Source organism: Streptacidiphilus sp. MAP12-33 (genome assembly GCF_041261265.1).
GTDB lineage: Bacteria > Actinomycetota > Actinomycetes > Streptomycetales > Streptomycetaceae > Streptacidiphilus.
In genome coordinates this window covers 44297-62085 of record NZ_JBGCCA010000011.1, presented here as the reverse complement: position 1 = coordinate 62085, position 17789 = coordinate 44297, and the positions used below count along the sequence as shown (strand labels likewise).

Annotated in this window: 18 protein-coding genes and 4 pseudogenes; 10 read left to right on the top strand and 12 right to left on the bottom strand. The window is 70.2% G+C overall.

The features are described 5' to 3' along the window. Positions 1 to 144 precede the first annotated feature (144 nt). From ABH931_RS13350 to ABH931_RS13340, 3 genes are all read right to left on the bottom strand, one after another. The gene (locus ABH931_RS13350; protein WP_370112718.1) at positions 145 to 573 is read right to left on the bottom strand and encodes a hypothetical protein; all 429 of its coding nucleotides are present in this window, start codon (positions 571 to 573) and stop codon (positions 145 to 147) included. A gap of 107 nt (positions 574 to 680) precedes the next feature. After that, positions 681 to 1502 carry an alpha/beta fold hydrolase gene (locus tag ABH931_RS13345; RefSeq protein WP_370112716.1) on the bottom strand — a complete coding sequence of 274 codons (822 nt, stop codon included), beginning with the start codon at positions 1500 to 1502 and terminating at the stop codon, positions 681 to 683. A 128-nt stretch (positions 1503 to 1630) separates the two neighbouring features. Continuing rightward, positions 1631 to 2296 carry a DUF4097 family beta strand repeat-containing protein gene (locus ABH931_RS13340; RefSeq protein ID WP_370112715.1) on the bottom strand — a complete coding sequence of 222 codons (666 nt, stop codon included), beginning with the start codon at positions 2294 to 2296 and terminating at the stop codon, positions 1631 to 1633. Between the two features lie 600 nt (positions 2297 to 2896). Between ABH931_RS13340 and ABH931_RS13335 the strand changes: the two genes are divergently transcribed. Together ABH931_RS13335 and ABH931_RS13330 are read left to right on the top strand one after the other, a co-directional pair. Continuing rightward, complete coding sequence (locus ABH931_RS13335; RefSeq protein ID WP_370112713.1) at positions 2897 to 3076, top strand: hypothetical protein; 180 nt, start codon at positions 2897 to 2899, stop codon at positions 3074 to 3076. A 300-nt stretch (positions 3077 to 3376) separates the two neighbouring features. After that, the gene (locus tag ABH931_RS13330) at positions 3377 to 5023 is read left to right on the top strand and encodes a protease pro-enzyme activation domain-containing protein (RefSeq protein ID WP_370112711.1); all 1647 of its coding nucleotides are present in this window, start codon (positions 3377 to 3379) and stop codon (positions 5021 to 5023) included. Positions 5024 to 5120: 97 nt separating this feature from the next. Here the strand turns inward: ABH931_RS13330 and ABH931_RS13325 are convergent, their stop codons facing one another. Beyond that, complete coding sequence (locus ABH931_RS13325; protein WP_370112709.1) at positions 5121 to 5447, bottom strand: hypothetical protein; 327 nt, start codon at positions 5445 to 5447, stop codon at positions 5121 to 5123. A 172-nt stretch (positions 5448 to 5619) separates the two neighbouring features. On the opposite strand from ABH931_RS13325, the gene ABH931_RS13320 reads away from it, so the two are divergent. Both ABH931_RS13320 and ABH931_RS13315 read left to right on the top strand, forming a co-directional pair. Beyond that, a complete protein-coding gene (locus tag ABH931_RS13320; RefSeq protein ID WP_370112707.1) occupies positions 5620 to 6396 on the top strand; it encodes a hypothetical protein in 777 nt (258 codons plus the stop codon). 403 nt (positions 6397 to 6799) lie between these two features. Further along, entirely contained in the window at positions 6800 to 7102 is a 303-nt protein-coding gene (locus ABH931_RS13315; protein WP_370112705.1) for a hypothetical protein, read from the top strand. A gap of 589 nt (positions 7103 to 7691) precedes the next feature. Here the strand turns inward: ABH931_RS13315 and ABH931_RS13310 are convergent. The 3 genes and pseudogenes from ABH931_RS13310 to ABH931_RS13300 all read right to left on the bottom strand — a co-directional run. Beyond that, positions 7692 to 8387, bottom strand: a pseudogene (locus ABH931_RS13310) (DUF2071 domain-containing protein); the annotation flags it as partial. Next, complete coding sequence (locus tag ABH931_RS13305) at positions 8384 to 8719, bottom strand: metalloregulator ArsR/SmtB family transcription factor (RefSeq protein WP_370112703.1); 336 nt, start codon at positions 8717 to 8719, stop codon at positions 8384 to 8386. The pseudogene ABH931_RS13310 and the gene ABH931_RS13305, both read right to left, overlap by 4 nt. 257 nt (positions 8720 to 8976) lie before the next feature. Next, positions 8977 to 9963 carry an RNA polymerase subunit sigma-70 gene (locus ABH931_RS13300; RefSeq protein ID WP_370112701.1) on the bottom strand — a complete coding sequence of 329 codons (987 nt, stop codon included), beginning with the start codon at positions 9961 to 9963 and terminating at the stop codon, positions 8977 to 8979. 153 nt (positions 9964 to 10116) lie between these two features. On the opposite strand from ABH931_RS13300, the gene ABH931_RS13295 reads away from it, so the two are divergent. Continuing rightward, positions 10117 to 11613 (top strand): MFS transporter, encoded by a 1497-nt coding sequence (locus ABH931_RS13295; protein WP_370112699.1) that lies wholly within the window; start codon positions 10117 to 10119, stop codon positions 11611 to 11613. On the opposite strand, the gene ABH931_RS13290 is transcribed toward ABH931_RS13295, so the two are convergent. Both ABH931_RS13290 and ABH931_RS13285 read right to left on the bottom strand, forming a co-directional pair. After that, positions 11564 to 12127, bottom strand: a complete 564-nt coding sequence (locus ABH931_RS13290) for a hypothetical protein (RefSeq protein ID WP_370112697.1) — start codon at positions 12125 to 12127, stop codon at positions 11564 to 11566. The genes ABH931_RS13295 and ABH931_RS13290 overlap by 50 nt on opposite strands. Continuing rightward, complete coding sequence (locus tag ABH931_RS13285) at positions 12099 to 12401, bottom strand: hypothetical protein (protein ID WP_370112695.1); 303 nt, start codon at positions 12399 to 12401, stop codon at positions 12099 to 12101. The genes ABH931_RS13290 and ABH931_RS13285 overlap by 29 nt, the downstream gene beginning before the upstream one ends. Before the next feature lie 295 nt (positions 12402 to 12696). On the opposite strand from ABH931_RS13285, the pseudogene ABH931_RS13280 reads away from it, so the two are divergent. Further along, positions 12697 to 12915, top strand: a pseudogene (locus ABH931_RS13280) (VOC family protein); the annotation flags it as partial. A gap of 66 nt (positions 12916 to 12981) precedes the next feature. On the opposite strand, the pseudogene ABH931_RS13275 reads toward ABH931_RS13280, so the two are convergent. Next, positions 12982 to 13173 (bottom strand): annotated as a pseudogene (locus tag ABH931_RS13275) (transposase); the annotation flags it as partial. A gap of 81 nt (positions 13174 to 13254) precedes the next feature. On the opposite strand from ABH931_RS13275, the gene ABH931_RS13270 reads away from it, so the two are divergent. Then, entirely contained in the window at positions 13255 to 14184 is a 930-nt protein-coding gene (locus tag ABH931_RS13270; RefSeq protein WP_370112693.1) for an aminoglycoside phosphotransferase family protein, read from the top strand. A gap of 443 nt (positions 14185 to 14627) precedes the next feature. Here ABH931_RS13270 and ABH931_RS13265 read toward each other — a convergent pair whose 3' ends face one another. Continuing rightward, a complete protein-coding gene (locus ABH931_RS13265; RefSeq protein WP_370112691.1) occupies positions 14628 to 15233 on the bottom strand; it encodes a TetR/AcrR family transcriptional regulator in 606 nt (201 codons plus the stop codon). Between the two features lie 37 nt (positions 15234 to 15270). On the opposite strand from ABH931_RS13265, the gene ABH931_RS13260 reads away from it, so the two are divergent. The 3 genes and pseudogenes from ABH931_RS13260 to ABH931_RS13250 all read left to right on the top strand — a co-directional run. Continuing rightward, on the top strand, positions 15271 to 16068 hold the full coding sequence (locus ABH931_RS13260) for an alpha/beta fold hydrolase (protein ID WP_370112689.1): 798 nt from the start codon (positions 15271 to 15273) through the stop codon (positions 16066 to 16068). A gap of 58 nt (positions 16069 to 16126) precedes the next feature. Further along, on the top strand, positions 16127 to 16267 hold the full coding sequence (locus ABH931_RS13255; protein WP_370112687.1) for a hypothetical protein: 141 nt from the start codon (positions 16127 to 16129) through the stop codon (positions 16265 to 16267). A gap of 45 nt (positions 16268 to 16312) precedes the next feature. Beyond that, positions 16313 to 16666 (top strand): annotated as a pseudogene (locus ABH931_RS13250) (transposase); the annotation flags it as partial. Positions 16667 to 16746: 80 nt separating this feature from the next. On the opposite strand, the gene ABH931_RS13245 reads toward ABH931_RS13250, so the two are convergent. Further along, positions 16747 to 17772 carry a WD40 repeat domain-containing protein gene (locus ABH931_RS13245; RefSeq protein ID WP_370112685.1) on the bottom strand — a complete coding sequence of 342 codons (1026 nt, stop codon included), beginning with the start codon at positions 17770 to 17772 and terminating at the stop codon, positions 16747 to 16749. Between the last annotated feature and the right edge of the window lie 17 nt (positions 17773 to 17789).

Sequence of the window (17789 nt, the reverse complement as noted above, 5' to 3'; positions counted from 1 at the left end):
TTCATCGCCGAGCTACCGGGCCCACTCGGAGCGACAGCGGCGAAGGTACTCTCGGCGGGAATGCCGATATGAACACAACATCAGGTTTTGAGCCGTTCCAGCGAAAAGACAGACCTGAATGGCAGCACCTGCCCGGCGATCAGCTCACGACTCACCCGCCGCAGCACGGGCTTCGGTGGGGAGGCGTGGCGAACGGAGACGTGAGCTCCGGTTGACAGCCCCCGCCCCCACAGTGACGGCGTCATACCCGCCGAGGCTCGGAGCCTTCAGCAGCGCATCGCTGAGGGGACTGCTCGCGGAGCCGGTGCCGTGGAAGTCGAACCCGCTCGCGGCATCGACCAAGTCGGCCTGCCCGTCTGTGAACAGCGCGCCGTCGGCCACCAGGCGCGCCGAGGGGTGGTCGCCGGGCAGAGTGACCGCGGTCCTGGGCAGGAACGGGCGCGTCGCCTCACCGGTGCCGCAGTACAGCCACAAACGACCCACACTGTCGCTGGCAAGCAGGTCGTCGTGCCCGTCTCCGGCCAGGTCACCGGCCGCGACCAGCGTGGTGTAGGCATTCCAGCCGCCGCCCACCTTGATCCGGGGACCGTAGGGGGTGGTGGCACGGCCGGTGCCGGGGTACAGCGTGAGGACTGGGTAACGGGCACGCCTTGCCAGCCGGTGGAGCGACGCGGACGCTCCTAGAGTCGGGCTTGGGCCTGGTTGGCGGTGTCGTGGACCGAGGCGGCGATGGTCGCGAACTCCTTCTTGAGGATCGCGCCGTGGTTGGCGGCGACCTTGACGCTGGTGATGTTCGGGTTCCGGGCGGTCACCGTGTCGAGGCTGGTGCGGATCCGCTCCTGCTCGTCGCCCTTGCTGCCGAACGACGTGCCCGAGGCGACCACGAAGCGGGTCGGGACGGTGATGTTGTCCAGGACCGGGCCGAGCTCGCGTTCCCGGGAGATGCGGCCGAGTTCGATGTTGCTCTCCGCCTGCTCGGCCGCGCTCATCCGCGGGGTCAGACCGGTCGGGCGCAGCAGTGGGGTGAACCAGCCCATACGGCGGAAGAGCGTGCGGATCCGCTCCTCCATCGCGTCGTCCAGCCAGTCGTAGGGGTAGGCACCGTCGACGAGCACCGCGCCGATCGCGCGCTCGGGGTTCCGGCTGGCCCAGTGCGCGGCGACGAACGCCCCGTAGGACCAGCCGACCACCAGGGCGCAGTCGACGCCGCGCGCGGCGAGGACCGCGTCGACGTCGCGGACGGCGGCCTCGAACGAGTAGTCCTTCGAGCGTCCCGAGGTGCGGCCGCGGGCCCGTTCGTCAAAGGTGATGTGCCGCCACTGCTCGGTGCCGAGCTCTGTGATGACGCGTCGCCAGTAGCCCTGGGTGGCGAACTGGCCGTTGCAGTAGACCACCGGGATGCCGGCGCCGCCGGTGTCGGTCACGGCCAGGGCGGTGTCGTCGACCGGGACCATGCCGCTCCACGCCGCTGCGGCTGAAGAAGTGCTGGTGTTGTTCGTCATGGTGTTCCCCTTGGTGTCTCGTGGCAGATCTGTGGTGCGGGACCGGGTGGCCGGCCGGGTCGTGGGCGTTGCGCCGTGGACCTGGCCGGCGGTGATGGTGGTGGTGAGGGCGGCCGTGTTCGCCAAGGTCACAGGCTTCGGGCGGTGATGTCGCCCATACCGGTGGTGGCGCGGATGTCCAGTGCGGCGGTGCCGTCGTTCTTGAGCGCGTTGCTGACGCGGCCGTGACCGGTGCGCGCGTCCAGGGAGGCCGAGGCGCCGGCGGCGGCGCCGACGGTGATGTCGCCCATCTCGGTGCGCAGCACCACCGCGCCCCGGCTCGCCTCACCGATCTTGATGGCGCCGCGGGCGGTGCTGATCTGCCCGGGGCCGCCCAGGCGGCCGACCTCGACGTCGCCGTCGACGGCGGTCAGGCGCAGGCTCGCGGCCTGGTCGAGCCTGATCTGCCGGTAGGCGCCCTCGAAGACGACGTCGCCGAGGCGGCCGACGCCGCGGAACTCGGTGCTGGCGGTGTGCGCGTCGAGGTGGGAGCCGGACGGCACCTGGACGGTGACCTCGACCGACCCGGTCGGGCCGAAGTACTGGTTCTTCGGCTCGGCGGCGCGGATCGTCAGGACCCCGTCGGCGAACTCGACCGCGACCTGCTCGGCGGCCCTCACATCCCGGCCCTTGCCGGGGTTGCTCGGCCGGACCTCGACCGTGGCGTCGGCGCGATCGGCGGCGATGACCTGGATGCGACCGGCGGGGATCTCCACGACGGCGGAGACCGGGGCGGCGGTGGCGAACTTCTGCATCGTTCTCTCCTTGCCTGCGCTGTGTTTCTGACATTGAGAACGCTACGTTGCGTTTGCGTATGCGGCAACAGCTTCACTGCACGCAATCGTTCTTTTTGCAGGTAAACGGCGAGATTTCGTTGCATCGAGCGAGAATCTAACGCAACGAAAGGCACGTCAGACGTTGCATTGATGTGAAGTGAACGCTATCGCGGCGCCCGTCCCGGGACTACGGGACTCGTCCCTCCAGCAGCCAGGCGGTCGTACTGTGTCCAGGATCATGCTCAGAGGACGCCAACCCGCTCGCCGAGTGGTCACCCGGTCCGCCTGGCCGCGAAGAGTCCGGGATCCACACAGTTCCGCGGCCATGACCACCGCGTCGAGGTCACGCCCGATCCCGCCTGCGGACTCGCGCTCCCGCTGATCGCCTACACCGACCCACCCCACCCCCGGTCGGTTCATTCGTCCACGTCGTCGCTGTCGGCCCCGCCAGCGCCGCACCCCGGGACTCAGCCTCTGCGGTGCCTGTCTCGTGGCCGACGGCCTGATCGTCGCCGGTTCCCACGAGCGTTCAGGTGGGCCGCCGGGGCCTCTGACAGATCCGCTGAGGGCGCGGCGCCGATGGCGCTGCCTCGACCGCCGGCTGCGGGGTCGCGATGGCTGGGCGCACGTGCGCCGGTCAACGCAAACCCCCAGGAGCCGCCCCCGGTCTACCAGACCTGCGACGGCCGCGACCGGGCCGCCTACGGCGGCCCGACCAGCCTCGGTACGACGAACGGCCTGACCGCCCTCGCCACCTGACCAACCCGCCCACGCTGCACCCTCACGGCCCGGCCCCGGCACACTCGCCGGCCGGGCCGTTGCGCCTGAATGCGCTCCGTGTCGCCCCATGACAGTTCCATGGCACGACCCAGGGCACCGTTGACGCACCATGCCACCACGCGCTGTGATGCTCTATCAGAACCGCTTGGACCAGGGGAGACACACAGCCCATCGATTGTCATGCCCAGGACATCTCGCACATGAGGCGAGTTCCCCCGGTCCACGCACCGCACATCCCCGAGCACCGTTCGCAAGTCCCGTCGTCCCAGGAGGACCCCCGTGAAGCTCACCCTCCGCTCCGCCATCGGTCTGCTCGCAGCGCCGCTGCCGATCCTCGCCCTCGCCGTGGCCGGACCCGCGCAGGCCGCCAACTCCCCCGCCGCCCTGCAGGGCGACGTCCTCCCCGCGATCGCCCACTCCCAGCGCGTCGGAACGGTCGACGCCCACCAGTCGATAGCCGTGACCCTCAGCCTCGCCGTACGCGACCAGACGGGCCTGACCACCTTCCTGCGGCAGGTCACCAACCCCCACTCCCCGCAGTACCGGCACTACCTGACGGTGCACCAGTTCGCTGACCGCTTCGGCGCCACCGCGCAGACCCTCGCACGGGTCACCGCCTACCTGCGCAGCCAGGGACTCACCGTCCGCCAGGTCAGCGCCAACCGCCTGACCGTGCAGGCCCACGGCACCGCCGCCCAGGTCGAGAAGGCCTTCGGCACCACGCTCGCCGACTACCGCGACGCCTCCGCCCGGCAGGACTTCTACGCCAACACCACCGCACCGGTGCTGCCCACCGCCATCGCTGCCGTCGTCACCGACGTGGCGGGCCTGAACAACTACGCCCACTACCACACGAACCTGGCCCGCAACACGGCCACGCCCGCGTCCGCCTCCCCCAAGGCAACCCACCCGGGCCTGAGTCCGACCCACGCCCGCTCCGCCTACAACGTCGCCTCAGCGATCAGCTCCGGCTACAACGGCCACGGCGTCACCGTCGGCCTGCTGGAGTTCTCCGCCTACACGCAGTCGGACGTGACCACCTACGACAACGGCTACGCGCTGACCCCGCCCGCCCCCGTCGTGCGCGCCGCAGGCGGCGGCACCACCGACACCTCCGGCCAGGACGAGGTCGAGCTGGACATCGAGGTCGTCCAGGCCCTCGCCCCACAGGCCGCGGTCAAGGTCTACGAGGCACCCAACAGCGACGCCGGCGAGCTCGCCGTCTACGCCGCGCTCGTCAGTGACGACGTCCCGGTCATCTCGACCAGCTGGGGCCAGGACGAGGCGGCCGAGACCCCCTCGAACCTCACCGCCGTCGACACCGACCTGCAAGAGGCCGCCGCCCAGGGGCAGTCCGTCTACGCGGCCTCCGGCGACAGCGGCTCCGACGACGCCGGCAACGGCGGCACGTCCGTCGACTTCCCCGCCAGCGACACGTGGGTCTCCGGCACCGGCGGCACCACGCTCTCCCTGAACTCCTCCGGTGCCTGGAGCAAGGAGACCGCCTGGAACGGCAGCGGAGGCGGCGTCTCCTCGAAGTTCGCCACCCCGAGCTTCCAGAGCAAGGTCGACACCAGCGGCTCCCGCTACGTGCCCGACGTCGCCGCCGACGCCAACCCCAGCAGCGGCTGGTCCGTCTACGCGGTGGGTTCCTGGACGGAGTACGGCGGCACCAGCGCGGCCGCACCCAACTGGGCCGCATTCACCGCGATCTACGACAGTGAGGCCGCCGCCAAGGGCAAGCCGTCCTTCGGCTTCGCCAACTCCACCATCTACGCCCTCGCCCTGTCCGCGAACTACAGCAAGGCGTTCCACGACGTCACCAGCGGCAGCAACGGCGCCTACAAGGCCGGCACCGGCTACGACCGCGTGACCGGCTGGGGCACCTACAACGGCGCCAACTTCCTCACCGCCGCACTGGGCTGAGCTGGGGAACCCGGCCGGCTCCGGCGTCCTGCCGGGCCGAGCACGCCGGCCCGACAGGACGCCCGGGCGCCGGGACCCCCGCCCCTGGTGCCCTCCGTCAGATCGACCAACTGATCGGGTGGACGACCTTGGGGTGGAACGTCACACCGACGGCCTCCATCTCCCCGCGCGCGATGACCTGCATCTCCTGCAGGTCGTCCAACTGCGCCGAGTGCTCGACGGAGTCCCAGACGCTGATCTGCGTCATCGAACCGTCCGGCGAGACACCCGCGAAGAAGTGGATGAGGCCCGGCAACTGCTCGACGGCCGGGACGAGGTACTCCGAGGTCCTCGTGTTCGCGGCGTCGACCTCGGCGAAGCGGTTCGGGTCGAAGCGTGCGGGCGAGATGCGGACGTGCGCGCTGACGGGCAACGACTCGGTCATGGTGATCCCCCACCTCGAAGCACGGTATTCGATCTCTCTTTCATAGCGCACTGAGCGCGTCTCGTGCGAGGGCCGAACGGCCGGGGCGTCCCGCATGACCGGCATCACGAATTGTCGGATCATTGCCGTACGTTGGTGCCGACCACGTGCGTCGCCCCGTCTGAGGAGATCCATGGCCGACACCGTCAACTCGCTCGCCTCCCGTGTCCATGAACTGACGGTGGCGAACCTGACCAGTCCGGCGTCCTCGGCCGTCCAGGTCGACACGGGCTTCCACGACGTCATCGCGCGCGCCGCCACGCTCGGCCCGGACGCGGCCTGGCTGGTCGGCGCCGGGCACAGCGGGCTCGCCGCCCTGGCCTTCCTGCACCGTCAGCTCGACCGGGCGCTCTTCCACCTCGACGCCGCCGTCACGGCCGGCTTCAACGACTGCGTCGCCCTCCACGCCGCCGCCCTCCGGCCGCTGCACGAGGACCCCCGGTTCCGCGCGATCTACCAGCGCATGCACATCACCACGGCCGACCTGGACGAACTCCTCTGGATACACCGGGAGATGCACATGATGTCCCAGGACGCCAGGAGGGCCTCCGTCGAGAACATCGGCCGTCGCGACCTCGGGATCTCCCGGCTCCCCCAGGCCCTCATTCCGACCCGCGTGCCGAACACCCCCGGGGTCCTGATCGCCCGGATCGACCTCGCCGCCACCCAGACCGTGCTCCAACGGGCCATCGTGAAAGCGGAGATCAGCCGCGCCGGCGGCAACGCCTCCATCAGCGCCGTCTCCTACAACTGGAACGAACACGGCGCCCGTCGGGACGCCTGGCGCGCCGACGACCTGGAGTCCCAGCGCCGCCAGTCCGCCGCCGCCCGCGCCTTCGTCGAGCGACCTGGCCTCAGCACGCTGATCGCTCCCTGCCCGCCGCTCGGGTCACTCGTCAGTCCGTCCTGAGGTGGTCGAGCAGAGCGATCCGTCGCCGCAGCGATCAGCTCCGGCTACAACGGCCCCGGCGTCACCGTAAGCCTGCTGGAGTTCTCCGCCCGGGCGGCCGACTCGCGCACTTCCAGTTCCTCGAACAGCGAGTCCATCCGCTACCCCTCCTCCACCACCACGGCAGAGACGACGGACCGCGAGCACGGCCCAGGTCAGCGTTCTCGGTGTTCGGCCATCAGTCAGTGATCTTCGCCTGCGAGAACGGACTGCTCAGACCCGGCGAGAAGCTGGTCGATTCCAAGAGCCGGCAGCCTGCGGATGCGTACCTGCGACGGCCGTCCGGACGCCCGGCACCGCCCCGGAGAGTGACGCCGCCCGCCCGGCGGCGTGGCCACGCCGGGCCGGGGATATCCGACCGGGCATGACCAGCACCCTCACGCGCGCCGTCGCCACCACCGCCCTGCTCGGCGCCGTCCTCGCCGCGGCCCCCACGGCCGCGGCGGCCACCCACCCCGCTCCGCGCGCCGCCGCCCCGCACATCCGCGGCCTCGTCCACGGGCTCCTGAGCGACATCACCGGCGGCATCCTCACCCCTGTCCGTGGTTTCTCCGACCACCTCGGGACCTGGTTCGACTCCGCCGCCGGTGGCCTGCTCGGCGGTAGCGGCCTGGACATCAGTGACCTCCTGACCGGCACGTTCTCCCGAGAGGGCACCGCCGTCTAGCGCACGGCCCCGCCTGCGTGTCCCTCAAGTCCGAGCCGCGAAACCGCCGCGGCTCGGCTCGGAGGCGGCGGTGCGCCGAGGGCCCCGCGTCCGTACGGCGACCGGGGTGCCCAGGCCAGGGCGATCGAGCCGGAGCCGGTGTCAACCATGTCCGGGCGACACCGGCCCCGGTCGGGGAGCGCGTCAGATCAGCGCAGGTCCGTGAGGAGCGCGGAAGGTTCGGTCTCCTGCTGCGCCGGGGTCAGCGGCGGGTTCGGTGGTCGATGCCGAAGGTCTCGAGCACCTTGTCCATCTGGGCATCGACAGAAGTCCAGCCGGTGGTGTCCAACGGCTGGAGGGTCTCCTGGTCGGCGTCCCACAGGTCCCGCAGCGACTGGGCGGCGGCGTGGGCGCCCTTCGCGTCGCCGGCCTTGGCGTCGGTGAGCGAGGTGGTTGCCAGCGCCCGCAGCGCGTCGACCTTGGCGGGCGGGAACTTGGCGACGGCCTGGCCGGGAGGCAGCTGGGCCGTCGCGGTTGTGTCGGTCTCCGGCGCCGGGCCGACGTGGGGCTGGGCGTGGCCGTGGTCGGAAGCCATGGCCGGGAGTGGCCACCAACTGGCGGGGATGTCGCGCATGACCAGAGCGCAGTCCAGGGTCGCGCACCCCGACGGGAAGCGGTCCGGGTCGTCGAAGAAGGACGACGCAGCGGAGCGAACTCGGCCGGCTTCCACCTGCCATGCATTGGTCCGCAGTTCCATGCCGTCCAGGTGACGGCCGGAGCTGGTGGCCGAGAAGCCTTTGGCCCCGCTTCGGAAGAAGCGGGAAGCCTCGGCAAGATCGGCGAAGAGCTCGCTGCCTCGCAGCTCGTCGGACAGCTCGACGGTGACATCCACTCGGGTGTCACCATCCCGAGTCGCCAGTGCGACACGCATCTGACCGGGTGTCTCGTGCACCTCGAAGTCGGCTCGGCCGTGTTCGCCGGGGAAGAGGCGACCTCCCGCCCAGACGTTGAGCCGCGAGGCGGTGTCGCGCCGTGGGATGTAGACGCCGGTCTCGACGCCGTCCGGTCCGTCCCACTCGACGGCGATCCGATGTGCCGCGTTCTCGCTGCGCAGTCCGAACGCCCTGGGCGCCCAAGCGGGCCGGACCTGCCCCAGGCGCAGCAGGCAGATGCCCGCGACCGCGTAGTGGTGCACCAGTTGCGGGCGCAGTGGCCTGGGGAGCAGGCGTGCCGCGGCCTCCGGGGCGACTCGGTAGTTCACCAGTAGCCGTCGTTCGACGACGCTGGACAGTCGCGGCTGCCTCATGATGAGCCCTCGCTCTGCGCCCCGGGGCGCCATTTGGTGTGGCGAAGGACGATCTGCTCGGGGCAGACGGCGCTGAGGAACCGACCGATGCAGGTGGCCAGGCGGTCCTCGGCCAGCGCGTAGAGGATCCGGTTGCCTTCCCGTCGCTCGGTGACCAGTCCGGCTCCCTTGAGCACGCCGAGATGTCGAGAGATGGAAGGTGCGCTGATCGCGAACCTGGCCGCGATCTCGCCGGCTGCGAGCTCGCCACCTCTCAGGTCTTCGAGGATCTGGCGCCTCGTCGGATCGGCGAGAGCGCGGAAGGCTCCCGCCTCGTCCTGAGCTTCTGTCATGCCTAGTATTTAGCATCTTAGCTAAGCAGCTAACAAGGGGGCCGTAGCCTCCGGCGGCAGTTGTCACTGATCGCGTCGGCTCCGCCCGCCAACAGAACCCCCGGCCACCGACGTAACCCCCCCCAAAGGACTTCCGGAGCGGACCACTGAACTCACGCATTTGTCAGCCCCGAGAGAGCAACACCGAAGCCTGGGGTCAGCTGCCTGCCCTGGGTTTCCAGCCGCGGATCTCGAGGTGTGTCGACGGCGCGCTCGGTTCAGTCTCTCGGCAGCGTCCTGGGGTATCCGAAGCGGGCGAGCAGGTTCGGGCTTGCGAAGCGGGTGAGCGCCTGGACCTGGTCCCCGCGCAGGGAGAGGACGATGAGGCCGCTGGCCCGCCAGATCGGCGCGTGGGGATCCGGGAGGTAGAGCACCAGCGCGGGCTGAGCGTTGGCCCTGGCCGGCAGGAGCCTGACCTCCTGGCCCCGGTGGGTCTGGACGAGGAAACGGGCGATCTGCCCGGGGCCCCGGTGCTCGGCGGGCTCCGGCGGCATCGTCAGCCTGGCGTCGTCGGTCAACAGGGCCACCAGTTCCTCCAGGTCGAAGCGCTGGAACGCGCTCACGAACCGGTCGACGACGGCGGTCTCGGCCGGTGATTTGGGCATGGGCACCTCGTGCGGGCGCCGGTCGGGCGGGAGTGCGGCGCGGGCCCGGATCAGTGCGCTGTTGACGGCGGCCGGCGTGGCGCCGAGGATGCCCGCGGTCTCGGCCGCGGGGAAGCCGAGCACGTCCCGGAGCACGAGAACGGCCCGCTGCTGGGGCGGCAGCCGTTGCAGGCCCGCCACGAACGACAGCGCGATCGACTCGCGGACGTCGTACCGGGCCTCGGGGTCGGCTGCCAGGTCGTCCAGACTGTCGGGGAAGGGCTCGAGCCACCACGGACCGTCGGACCGCCCCTGCCCGGCCCCGCCCGCACCGTGATCGGGCAGATAGGCCGGCTGCGGGCGGCGGGACTCGCCACGCAGGAAGTTCAGGCAGCGGTTGGTTGCGATCTTGTACAGCCACGCCCGCAAGGAGCGGCCGTCGAACCGGTCGATCGAACGCCATGCGGCCAACAGAGCCTCCTGAAGCACGTCCTCGGCGTCCTGCACGGACCCGAGGATCCGGTAGCAGTGCGCCTGCAACTCGCGACGGTAGGGATCGACAAGTGCACGGAAGGCATCACCGTCGCCCGCCTGGGCGAGGGCGAGGGTCGCCTCGGTCATGGGGTCTCGTCCTTTCACATGGCTGCCTGGACAACCGCTCCCGACAGTGCAACACCGGCGGCGGCCCGGATTCATCGCCGACGCGGAGATGAAACGAGGAGTCGGCCGGTGCTTCACCCGGTGAGGACCGACCAGTGACGACCGGAGGCACCCATGACCTCGATCGACCCCAGGAACGACGTCCACCGCCGGGCGCCCGCGGCACCCGGCGCTGTCCACCGGTGGCGGGCGTTCTCCCTGCTCGCCGTGGCCTACTTCATGACGGCGGTCGACCTGCTGATCGTCAATGTCGCACTTCCGACCATCGGCGTCAGGCTGCACTTCGCGGAGTCGGACCTGCAGTGGGTGGTGACCGCGTACGCGATCACCTTCGGCGGCTTCCTGCTGCTCGGCGGCCGGACCGCCGACCTGCTCGGCCGCCGGCGGATCTTCATGGCCGGGCTGGCGGTGTTCACCGCGTCCTCGCTCGCCTGTGCGCTGGCCACCAGCAGCGCGCTGCTGATCGTGATGCGCGGGATCCAGGGCCTGGGCGCCGCCGCGGTGCTGCCCGCGGCCCTGTCGATCGTGATGCACATGTTCCCCGAGGGCCCCGAACGCAACAAGGCGCTCGGCCTGTGGGGCGCGGTCGGGGCCAGCGGAGCGACCTTCGGTGTGCTGGCCGGCGGCGCGCTCACCCGCTACGTGGGCTGGCCGTACATCTTCTACCTGAACGTCGCCATCGGCGCGGTCGCGCTGCTGCTGGCCGGGCGTGTGGTCCCCGAGAGCCGGCAGTCGGCCGCGCGCCGGCGCTACGACCCGCTCGGCGCCGTCACCGTGACCGGTGCCCTGGTCCTCGCGGTCTACGCGATCTCTCAGGCGCCAACCGTCGGGTGGGCGGCCACCCGGACCTGGGCCCTGCTCGCGGCCGCGACGGCCCTGCTGGTCGCGTTCGTGGTCGTCGAGACCAGGGCGGAGGCGCCCCTGCTGCCGCTGCGGCTGTTCCGGCTGCGGACCCTTGCAGGCTCCAACGCCGTCGGGTTCCTGCTCGGAGCCGGTTTCTACGGCTACATCTTCGTCGGCACCCTGTACATGCAGCAGGTGCTTCGGTACTCCGCGATGACGACAGGTCTGGCCTGGCTGACCGTCGGCCTGACCGGGGTGGTGCTCGCCGGCCCCGCGCAGGTCTTGGTCACCCGTGCGTCGGCGAAACTCGTCATGGCGGTCGGGTTGACCCTCACCGGGACCGGGATCCTGTGGGCGACGCAGGCACCGGTGGGTGGAGCGTTCTGGGCCGATCTCGCCGGCCCGTTCTTCCTGACCGGGACCGTCACCTGGGTGTTCATCCCCGTGTCCATCGGCGCCCTGGCAGGCGTCACCGAGCGCGACGGAGGAGTTGCCTCCGGGCTCGTCGACTCCTCCCAGCAGCTGGGCGGCGCGATCGGGATCGCCGTCGCCTCCACCGTCGCGGCCTCGCGCTCCGCCGGCCTGCTGGGCCACGGCCATGCGGCCGCGGACGCGCTCACGGGCGGATTCCAGCTGGCGCTGTGGGTCTGCGGGCTCGTCTGCCTCAGTGCCGTGCCGATCGCGTTGCTTCTCGTCCGACGCGCCGACATCGCCCAGGTCACAGCCACCACGCAGGACAAGACCCCGACACCCGCCTCAGCGGCTTGACCACGCCCGCCTCTCGCTCGGCGTCGCCGGACAGAACGCCGCCAGCACCCGACGCCACGCCGGCGGCGACACGGACCGAGCCACCTTCCTCGACCAGGCCTCCGCGCAGTGGGCACAACTGGACCCCGCCAGGTACCCGTTCGTCCACGCGGCAGTGACGCAACTGCGCGAGCACGACGACCGCGAACAGTTCGTCGTCGGCGTGGACATCGTCCTGACCGGCATCGCAGCCCTGCAATAGACACCGCGAACCTTCCAAGTCACCAGGTCGGCACGAGACCGCCGTCGATGCGGAAGTCGCTGCCGGCATGTTGGCCGCCCGGTCGCTCGCCAGGACCACCACCAGGTCGGCGATCTCCGAGGGACGGGAGAAGCGGCCCGTCACCGTGGCGGAGGCGGCCTGGGCCGTCACCTCCTGCGGGCGCAGCCCGGCGGCGGAGGAGACGGTGTCGGCGACGCCACCTCCTCCCAGCCACAGATCGGTCTCAACCGGTCCGGGGCTGAAGCTGTTCACCCGGATTCCGCGCGGCCCGAACCCGGGCGCCGCAGCTCCGCGCCCTGATCGCCGCGCGAGCCGCGTCGCCCGAGAGGATCGCGATCAGACGACCGGCTTCCCACCCCTCAGCCTCGGTGGAGCCCGCCGTGCAGAGGGCGTGGGCGGCCGACCAGAGATGCTCGGCGACGTACACGAAGTCCAGCAGCACGTGGACCGTGACCCCGCGTCGACCGTGCTCCGCGGTGATCGGGCCAAGCCGGTGGCAGGCGCCGAGGTATCGCCCGTCAGCCACGCGGCCGCTCAACTACTCGGCTGCGCCGCCACAGGCGGACCGTCCCGTTGCGGGCGCCGCTGGCGAGCGTGGCGCAGTCGGGGGTGATGCCCGCGCCGCTCGCGGGTGGGGTTGAATGACCGGGCGACAGAGCGCGTAGATCCTCACGAGGCCGGGTTCGATGCCGGCCGTCTCGGGATCCGTCTGGGTCGAACTGCCGCAGGTGGCCGACACCTCCGCAGCTCCGGTCGGGCTCCTTGGCCGCGGCTACGCCGGCGCGGGATCGTCTGTCAGACCTACCTGGGATGTTCCCAGCATGGAGATGACAGTGCAGCTGACGATCGACTGCTCCGATCCGCAGAGAATGGTGACGTTCTGGGCCGAGGCCCTGGGCTACGTGCCTGAGCCTCCGCCGGGCGGGCACGCCACGTGGCGTGCTTACTGGGGGGCAGTGGGGGTGCCCGAGGCAGAGTTGCCGGCCGGTGCCGGGGATGTTCCGGAGTCGATCGTCGATCCCGCGGGACGTGGGCCGAGGGGCCTCCGCCTGCAGTTGCGCGAAGATCCGTTTCCAGTTGCCGTCGCGCCGCCAACGCCGGAACTAGTCGTAGGCCCGGTCCCACGGCCCGTACCGCTCCGGCAGGTCACGCCAGGGCGCCCCGGTCCGGGTCCGCCATCGTATGCCGTGGGTCAGCCGCCGACGAGTCCAGATACGGGGACGGCCCGGCCCTCTGCCCGCCGGCAGCAACGGCTCCAGTCGCTCCCACAGGCCGTTCGTCAGGTCACCACGCCCCACGGACCGTGATCATCTACGCCCTTGATCCACTTTTGCAGCAGACCCTGCTCCTTCGGGTGAAGCGAGTTCTAGGATTACGCGGTGAACGTCAACAACATGCCGGCCGCCGAGGCGGAGGCCTCCCCGCAACTCGTGCGTCGGCTGCTGGCTGACCAGCACCCCGACCTCGCCGGGCTCGACATCGAGGTGCTGGCCAACGGCTGGGACAACATGGTCTGTCGGCTCGGCGACGACTACCTGGTGCGTCTCCCCCGGCGCGCTGTGTCCGCCGCACTCGTGCTGAACGAACAGCGCTGGCTGCCGGGACTGGCCGGACACCTGCCGCTTCCCGTTCCCGCACCGGTTCGCATCGGGCTGCCGGGCTGCGGGTACCCATGGGCCTGGAGCGTGGTGCCGTTCTTGCCAGGGGAGATGGCGGCTCGCACACAGCCAGCTGATCTCGGGCTGGCGGCGCTCGCTCTGGGTGAGTTCCTGGCCGCTCTTCACCTGCCGGCACCAGCGGATGCCCCCGTCAACCCTTCGCGCGGGATCCCGCTCGCCGGCCGGGCAACCGGAGTGATGTCCCAACTGCCGCACCTCGATGACCCGTCCGAACGGGTCGCAGCGGCGCGTGTATGGGAGAACGCCACCACCGCGCCTGAATGGGACGGCCCCCCGGTGTGGCTGCACGGTGACCTGCACCCAGCGAACATCCTTGTCGATCGCGGCCGGATCGGGTCCGTGATCGACTTCGGCGACATCACTGCGGGGGATCCTGCCACCGACCTGGCAGTGGCCTGGATGTTGCTGCCCGCGCCGCAGCGCGCGGAGTTCCGCCGGGTGTACGGCCGCGCCGACGACGCCACCTGGGCGCGGTCGCAGGGGTGGGCGCTGGCCTTGGCCTTGGTCTTCCTCACTCACTCCGCCGACAACCCGCTGATGGCCGGGATCGGCCGCCGCGCCTTGGACGCGGTACTGGAAGAGAGTCGGCGGTGTCCCGGACGGCCCCAAGGGGCTGTGCATCCCAAGTGATCTGGTCCGTCGCGAGCAGATTGGGCTGCACCACCTTCACCCCCAAGATGATCGCGATCAGCGCGAAGCCGAGCCCGACCACCCCGAAGACGATCCCGAACGCTCCCACCCCGTCAAAGATGCTCATGCCTGTCTGCCCCCGTGTGCCGTGTGACCTGCACCGCCCGGTCCAGTGAAACGTTCCGCCGGACGGTCTGCGCAGATCATGCACCCCAGCACGAGCCGGATCCAGCCCCGTTCCGGTCCGGCCGGGCAACAGACGTGCAACACGCATCGCCGCTCAGAGCGCGGCTCGCGCCGTAACACCCGGTTGCGCCTGTCCGTCGACCCGTTCCTGTGCAGGGGATCGTTGTTCATCGCCAGGCCGGCCGCTACTGACTTTGAACGCGTGGTGTCGGGCTGGCGATTGTCGGTGAGCAGGTTGCCTCGGGCGAGGTAGTCGCCTATGAGCGCCTGGCGAACTGGCGGATCGCGAGGTCCGCCGCGGCAAGGAGTTCGTCACGAGGGACGCCGAGGTTGGACTGGACGGACAGGCCGTGCCAGACGGCCTGGACGAGTCCAGTGAGTGCGCTCACCGAGGCGTCGGGGGGTAGCTGCCCCTCTTCTTCCGCCCGCTGAACGCGGGCCAGGAGTGTGCGCTCGTTGTCCTGGTGGAGATCGGCAATGTACGTGCGGACGTCGATGGTCTCCGCACTGTCAGCCAACACGGCGCTGGTGACGAGGCATCCGGGATGATGATCGGCAGGCTGGGTGAACTCGTAGACCGAGTGAGTCAGGATGTGGTCTACGACCAGGCGGATGTCGCGTTCGCCGGCGGCCTGTCGGTAGATCTCGCGGTAGCGCTCCGCGTAGGTCTTCACCGCCTCTTCGAACAAGCCTGCCTTGCTGCCGAAGGCGGCGTAGAGGCTGGATGTGGAGATCCCGAGCGCGTGGGTGAGGGCCCGCGTCGAAGTGCCCGAGTAGCCGCTTTCCCAGAAGAGGCGAGCTGCGGAGAGGACGGCTTGCTCGCGGTCGAAGGCGCGGGGTCGGCCAGGGTGCAGCGTGGACATGGCTTGCATTGTAGAGCACCCGCTCCATAATAGAATTATGGAGCGAACGATTCAGAAAACAGTGGCCATGTCTCCAGGGAGCTGGGTCACGATCGACGTCTACGGCGATGCGGATGCGCCGGGCCTCGTGATGGTGCCCGGAGTCATGAGCGACGCACACACCTGGCGCCACGTCGCCCGTGAGATCCACGCCTGGCCGTCGGTCACTGTCGTCAACCGGCGCGGACGAGTACCGTCGGGTCCACTGACCCGCGCCTACACGCTCCAGACGGAGATCGCCGACTTGGTTGCGGTGCTGAACGAGGTCCAGGGCGCGGAAGCACTCTTCGGCTGGAGCTACGGCGGCCTGATCGCCCTGATGGCAGCAGGGGAACATCCGGTCCGGCAGGTCATCGCGTACGAACCTGTGATTCGCCCTTTCGCACGCGAGGCGCTGCCCGCGCTGGCGGTTGCCGCTGATGACCAGGACTGGGATCGCAGCGTCGAGATCGTCAACATGGACATCTCAGGGTTCCGCAACGAGCATGTCGAAGCCCTGCGCGCGGATCGACAGGGCTGGTCGGTGCTGCGGCGCTTGAGCGAGCCGCTTCATGCGGAGCTGGCTGCACTCAACGCGTCGCCAGCTCCGGAGAAGCTGGCGCTGCGAGCGGAGCGCACCGATCTCGTCATCGGCGAGGCCAACATCGGCTCGAGCCCTTACGGGACGGCATTCGAAAGCATTCGGCGGCGCCTGAATCAGCCCTGCACCTGGGTTCTTCCGGGACAAGGTCATCTCGCTCACATCCACGCGCCCGGAGAACTCGGCGAACTCATCGACAGCCTGGCCGGGTGCTGACGGCGGGATCTGACAGCTGGCGAGCGACCGACTGCGACGAGTCGGCAGTGCGTCAGGAGTGAACAACCCCGTCGACACCTCGACGCCGGTCCTCGCGCACTGGGTCTTCTCCGGCATCGGCCTCAGCCCCGAACTCGCCCGCCTTGCCCAGGCCCTCAGCCCACCCGGTGGCACGGGCGCGCAGGCGGCCCGTGGCTGACGAACTCCTCACCGTGCCCGAGGTCATGGCCCGGCCTGGGGCGATGCCTATCCGGCGATTTTCCGGATGTGGCAGCGCAGTTGGGCGGAAGTGGCGCCCTTCTACCGGTTCGGCGTGCACACCCGCACCCTGATCAGCACGACGAACGCGATCGAGTCCCTGAATTCGCGCTACCGCCGGGCCACGTCGGCCTGCGGGCACTTCCCGAACGAGACCGCCGCCCTCAAGCGGGTGTACCTGGCCACCTTGGCCCTGGACCCGTCCGGGACCGCCCGCAAGCGGTGGACGATGAAGTGGAAGCGCGTGCTCAACGAGCTCGACATGGCCTTTGATGGCCGGCTTACCGCCCAGTCAGATGCGGCCAACTGGACCAACGAAAGCGATACTGGAACAAGATAGGCCAATCAGCCTATACGCCACCAGAATCCTGATAGGCCCCCCAGGTCTCGCCCCCGTCAGCCGCGCGGCCGCTCAACTACTCAGCCGCGCCGCCACAGGCGGACCGTCCCGTCGCGGGCGCCGCTGGCGAGGGTTCGACCGTCCGGGCTGAACGCCACCGAGTCGACGAGCGCGGTGTGACCGTGAAGGACGGCGATGCCCGCGTGGGACGCGACGTCCCACAGACGGATCTCCTTGTAGCCGCTGCTGGCGAGGGTGGCGCCGTCGGGGGTGAAGGCCACCGATTCGACGAAGTCGCCGGTGCCGGTGAGGACGGCGGTGTTGGCGTGGGAGGCGGCGTCCCACAGGCGGACCGTGCAGTCCTCCCCGCCGCTGGCCAGCGTTCTGCCGTCGGGGCTGAACACCACGGAGTTCACGTAGTCGGTGTGGCCGGTGAGGACGGCCGTCGTGGTGCGGGACGCCACGTCCCACAACCGGATCGTGCTGTCCCAGCTGCCGCTGGCGAGCACGCGTCCGTCCCGGCTGAACGCCACCGAACCGACGTCACCGGTGTGGCCGGTGAGGACGGCCGTCGTGGTGCGGGAGGCCACGTCCCACAACCGGATCGTGTTGTCCCCCGTTCCCCCACCGCTGGCGAGGGTCGTTCCGTCCGGGCTGAACGCCACAGACTCCACCGAACTGGCGTGGCCGGTGAGGACGGCCGTGTTCGTCCGCGAGGCCACGTCCCACCACCGGACGGTTCGGTCCCAACCGCCGGTGACGAGCGTCCGTCCGTCCGGGCTGAAGGCCACGGAGGTGACCCAGTTGAGCTGGCCGGAGCTGACGGGCGTGAGGACGGCCGTGGTGCTGCGCGATGTGACGCTCCACAGTCGGATCGTGCCGTCGTCACCGCCGCTGGCGAGCGTCTGGCCGTCCGGACTGAACGCGACCGCGTACACCAACGCCATGTGACCTGTGAGGGTGGTCTCCTGATAGCGCGCCCAACCTGAGACGGGCGGCGGTACGGACGCGCTGTCGGTCGGGCGCAGCGGAGACCCGCCGGCCGACGCGGACGCGCGGCGTGGCGTCACTGCGGGCGGCGGCTCCGCACCGGAGCGGCCCCTCATGAGGCTTTCTGTGCCGA

What these genes read in the sequence shown, in the direction of transcription:
- ABH931_RS13345 (WP_370112716.1), bottom strand. Translation starts at nt 1,502, where the DNA reads ATGACGAACAACACCAGCACTTCTTCAGCCGCAGCGGCGTGGAGCGGC.
- ABH931_RS13340 (WP_370112715.1), bottom strand. Translation starts at nt 2,296, where the DNA reads ATGCAGAAGTTCGCCACCGCCGCCCCGGTCTCCGCCGTCGTGGAGATC.
- ABH931_RS13335 (WP_370112713.1), top strand. Translation starts at nt 2,897, where the DNA reads ATGGCGCTGCCTCGACCGCCGGCTGCGGGGTCGCGATGGCTGGGCGCA.
- ABH931_RS13325 (WP_370112709.1), bottom strand. Translation starts at nt 5,447, where the DNA reads ATGACCGAGTCGTTGCCCGTCAGCGCGCACGTCCGCATCTCGCCCGCA.
- ABH931_RS13320 (WP_370112707.1), top strand. Translation starts at nt 5,620, where the DNA reads ATGGCCGACACCGTCAACTCGCTCGCCTCCCGTGTCCATGAACTGACG.
- ABH931_RS13315 (WP_370112705.1), top strand. Translation starts at nt 6,800, where the DNA reads ATGACCAGCACCCTCACGCGCGCCGTCGCCACCACCGCCCTGCTCGGC.
- ABH931_RS13305 (WP_370112703.1), bottom strand. Translation starts at nt 8,719, where the DNA reads ATGACAGAAGCTCAGGACGAGGCGGGAGCCTTCCGCGCTCTCGCCGAT.
- ABH931_RS13300 (WP_370112701.1), bottom strand. Translation starts at nt 9,963, where the DNA reads ATGACCGAGGCGACCCTCGCCCTCGCCCAGGCGGGCGACGGTGATGCC.
- ABH931_RS13295 (WP_370112699.1), top strand. Translation starts at nt 10,117, where the DNA reads ATGACCTCGATCGACCCCAGGAACGACGTCCACCGCCGGGCGCCCGCG.
- ABH931_RS13265 (WP_370112691.1), bottom strand. Translation starts at nt 15,233, where the DNA reads ATGTCCACGCTGCACCCTGGCCGACCCCGCGCCTTCGACCGCGAGCAA.
- ABH931_RS13260 (WP_370112689.1), top strand. Translation starts at nt 15,271, where the DNA reads ATGGAGCGAACGATTCAGAAAACAGTGGCCATGTCTCCAGGGAGCTGG.
- ABH931_RS13245 (WP_370112685.1), bottom strand. Translation starts at nt 17,772, where the DNA reads ATGAGGGGCCGCTCCGGTGCGGAGCCGCCGCCCGCAGTGACGCCACGC.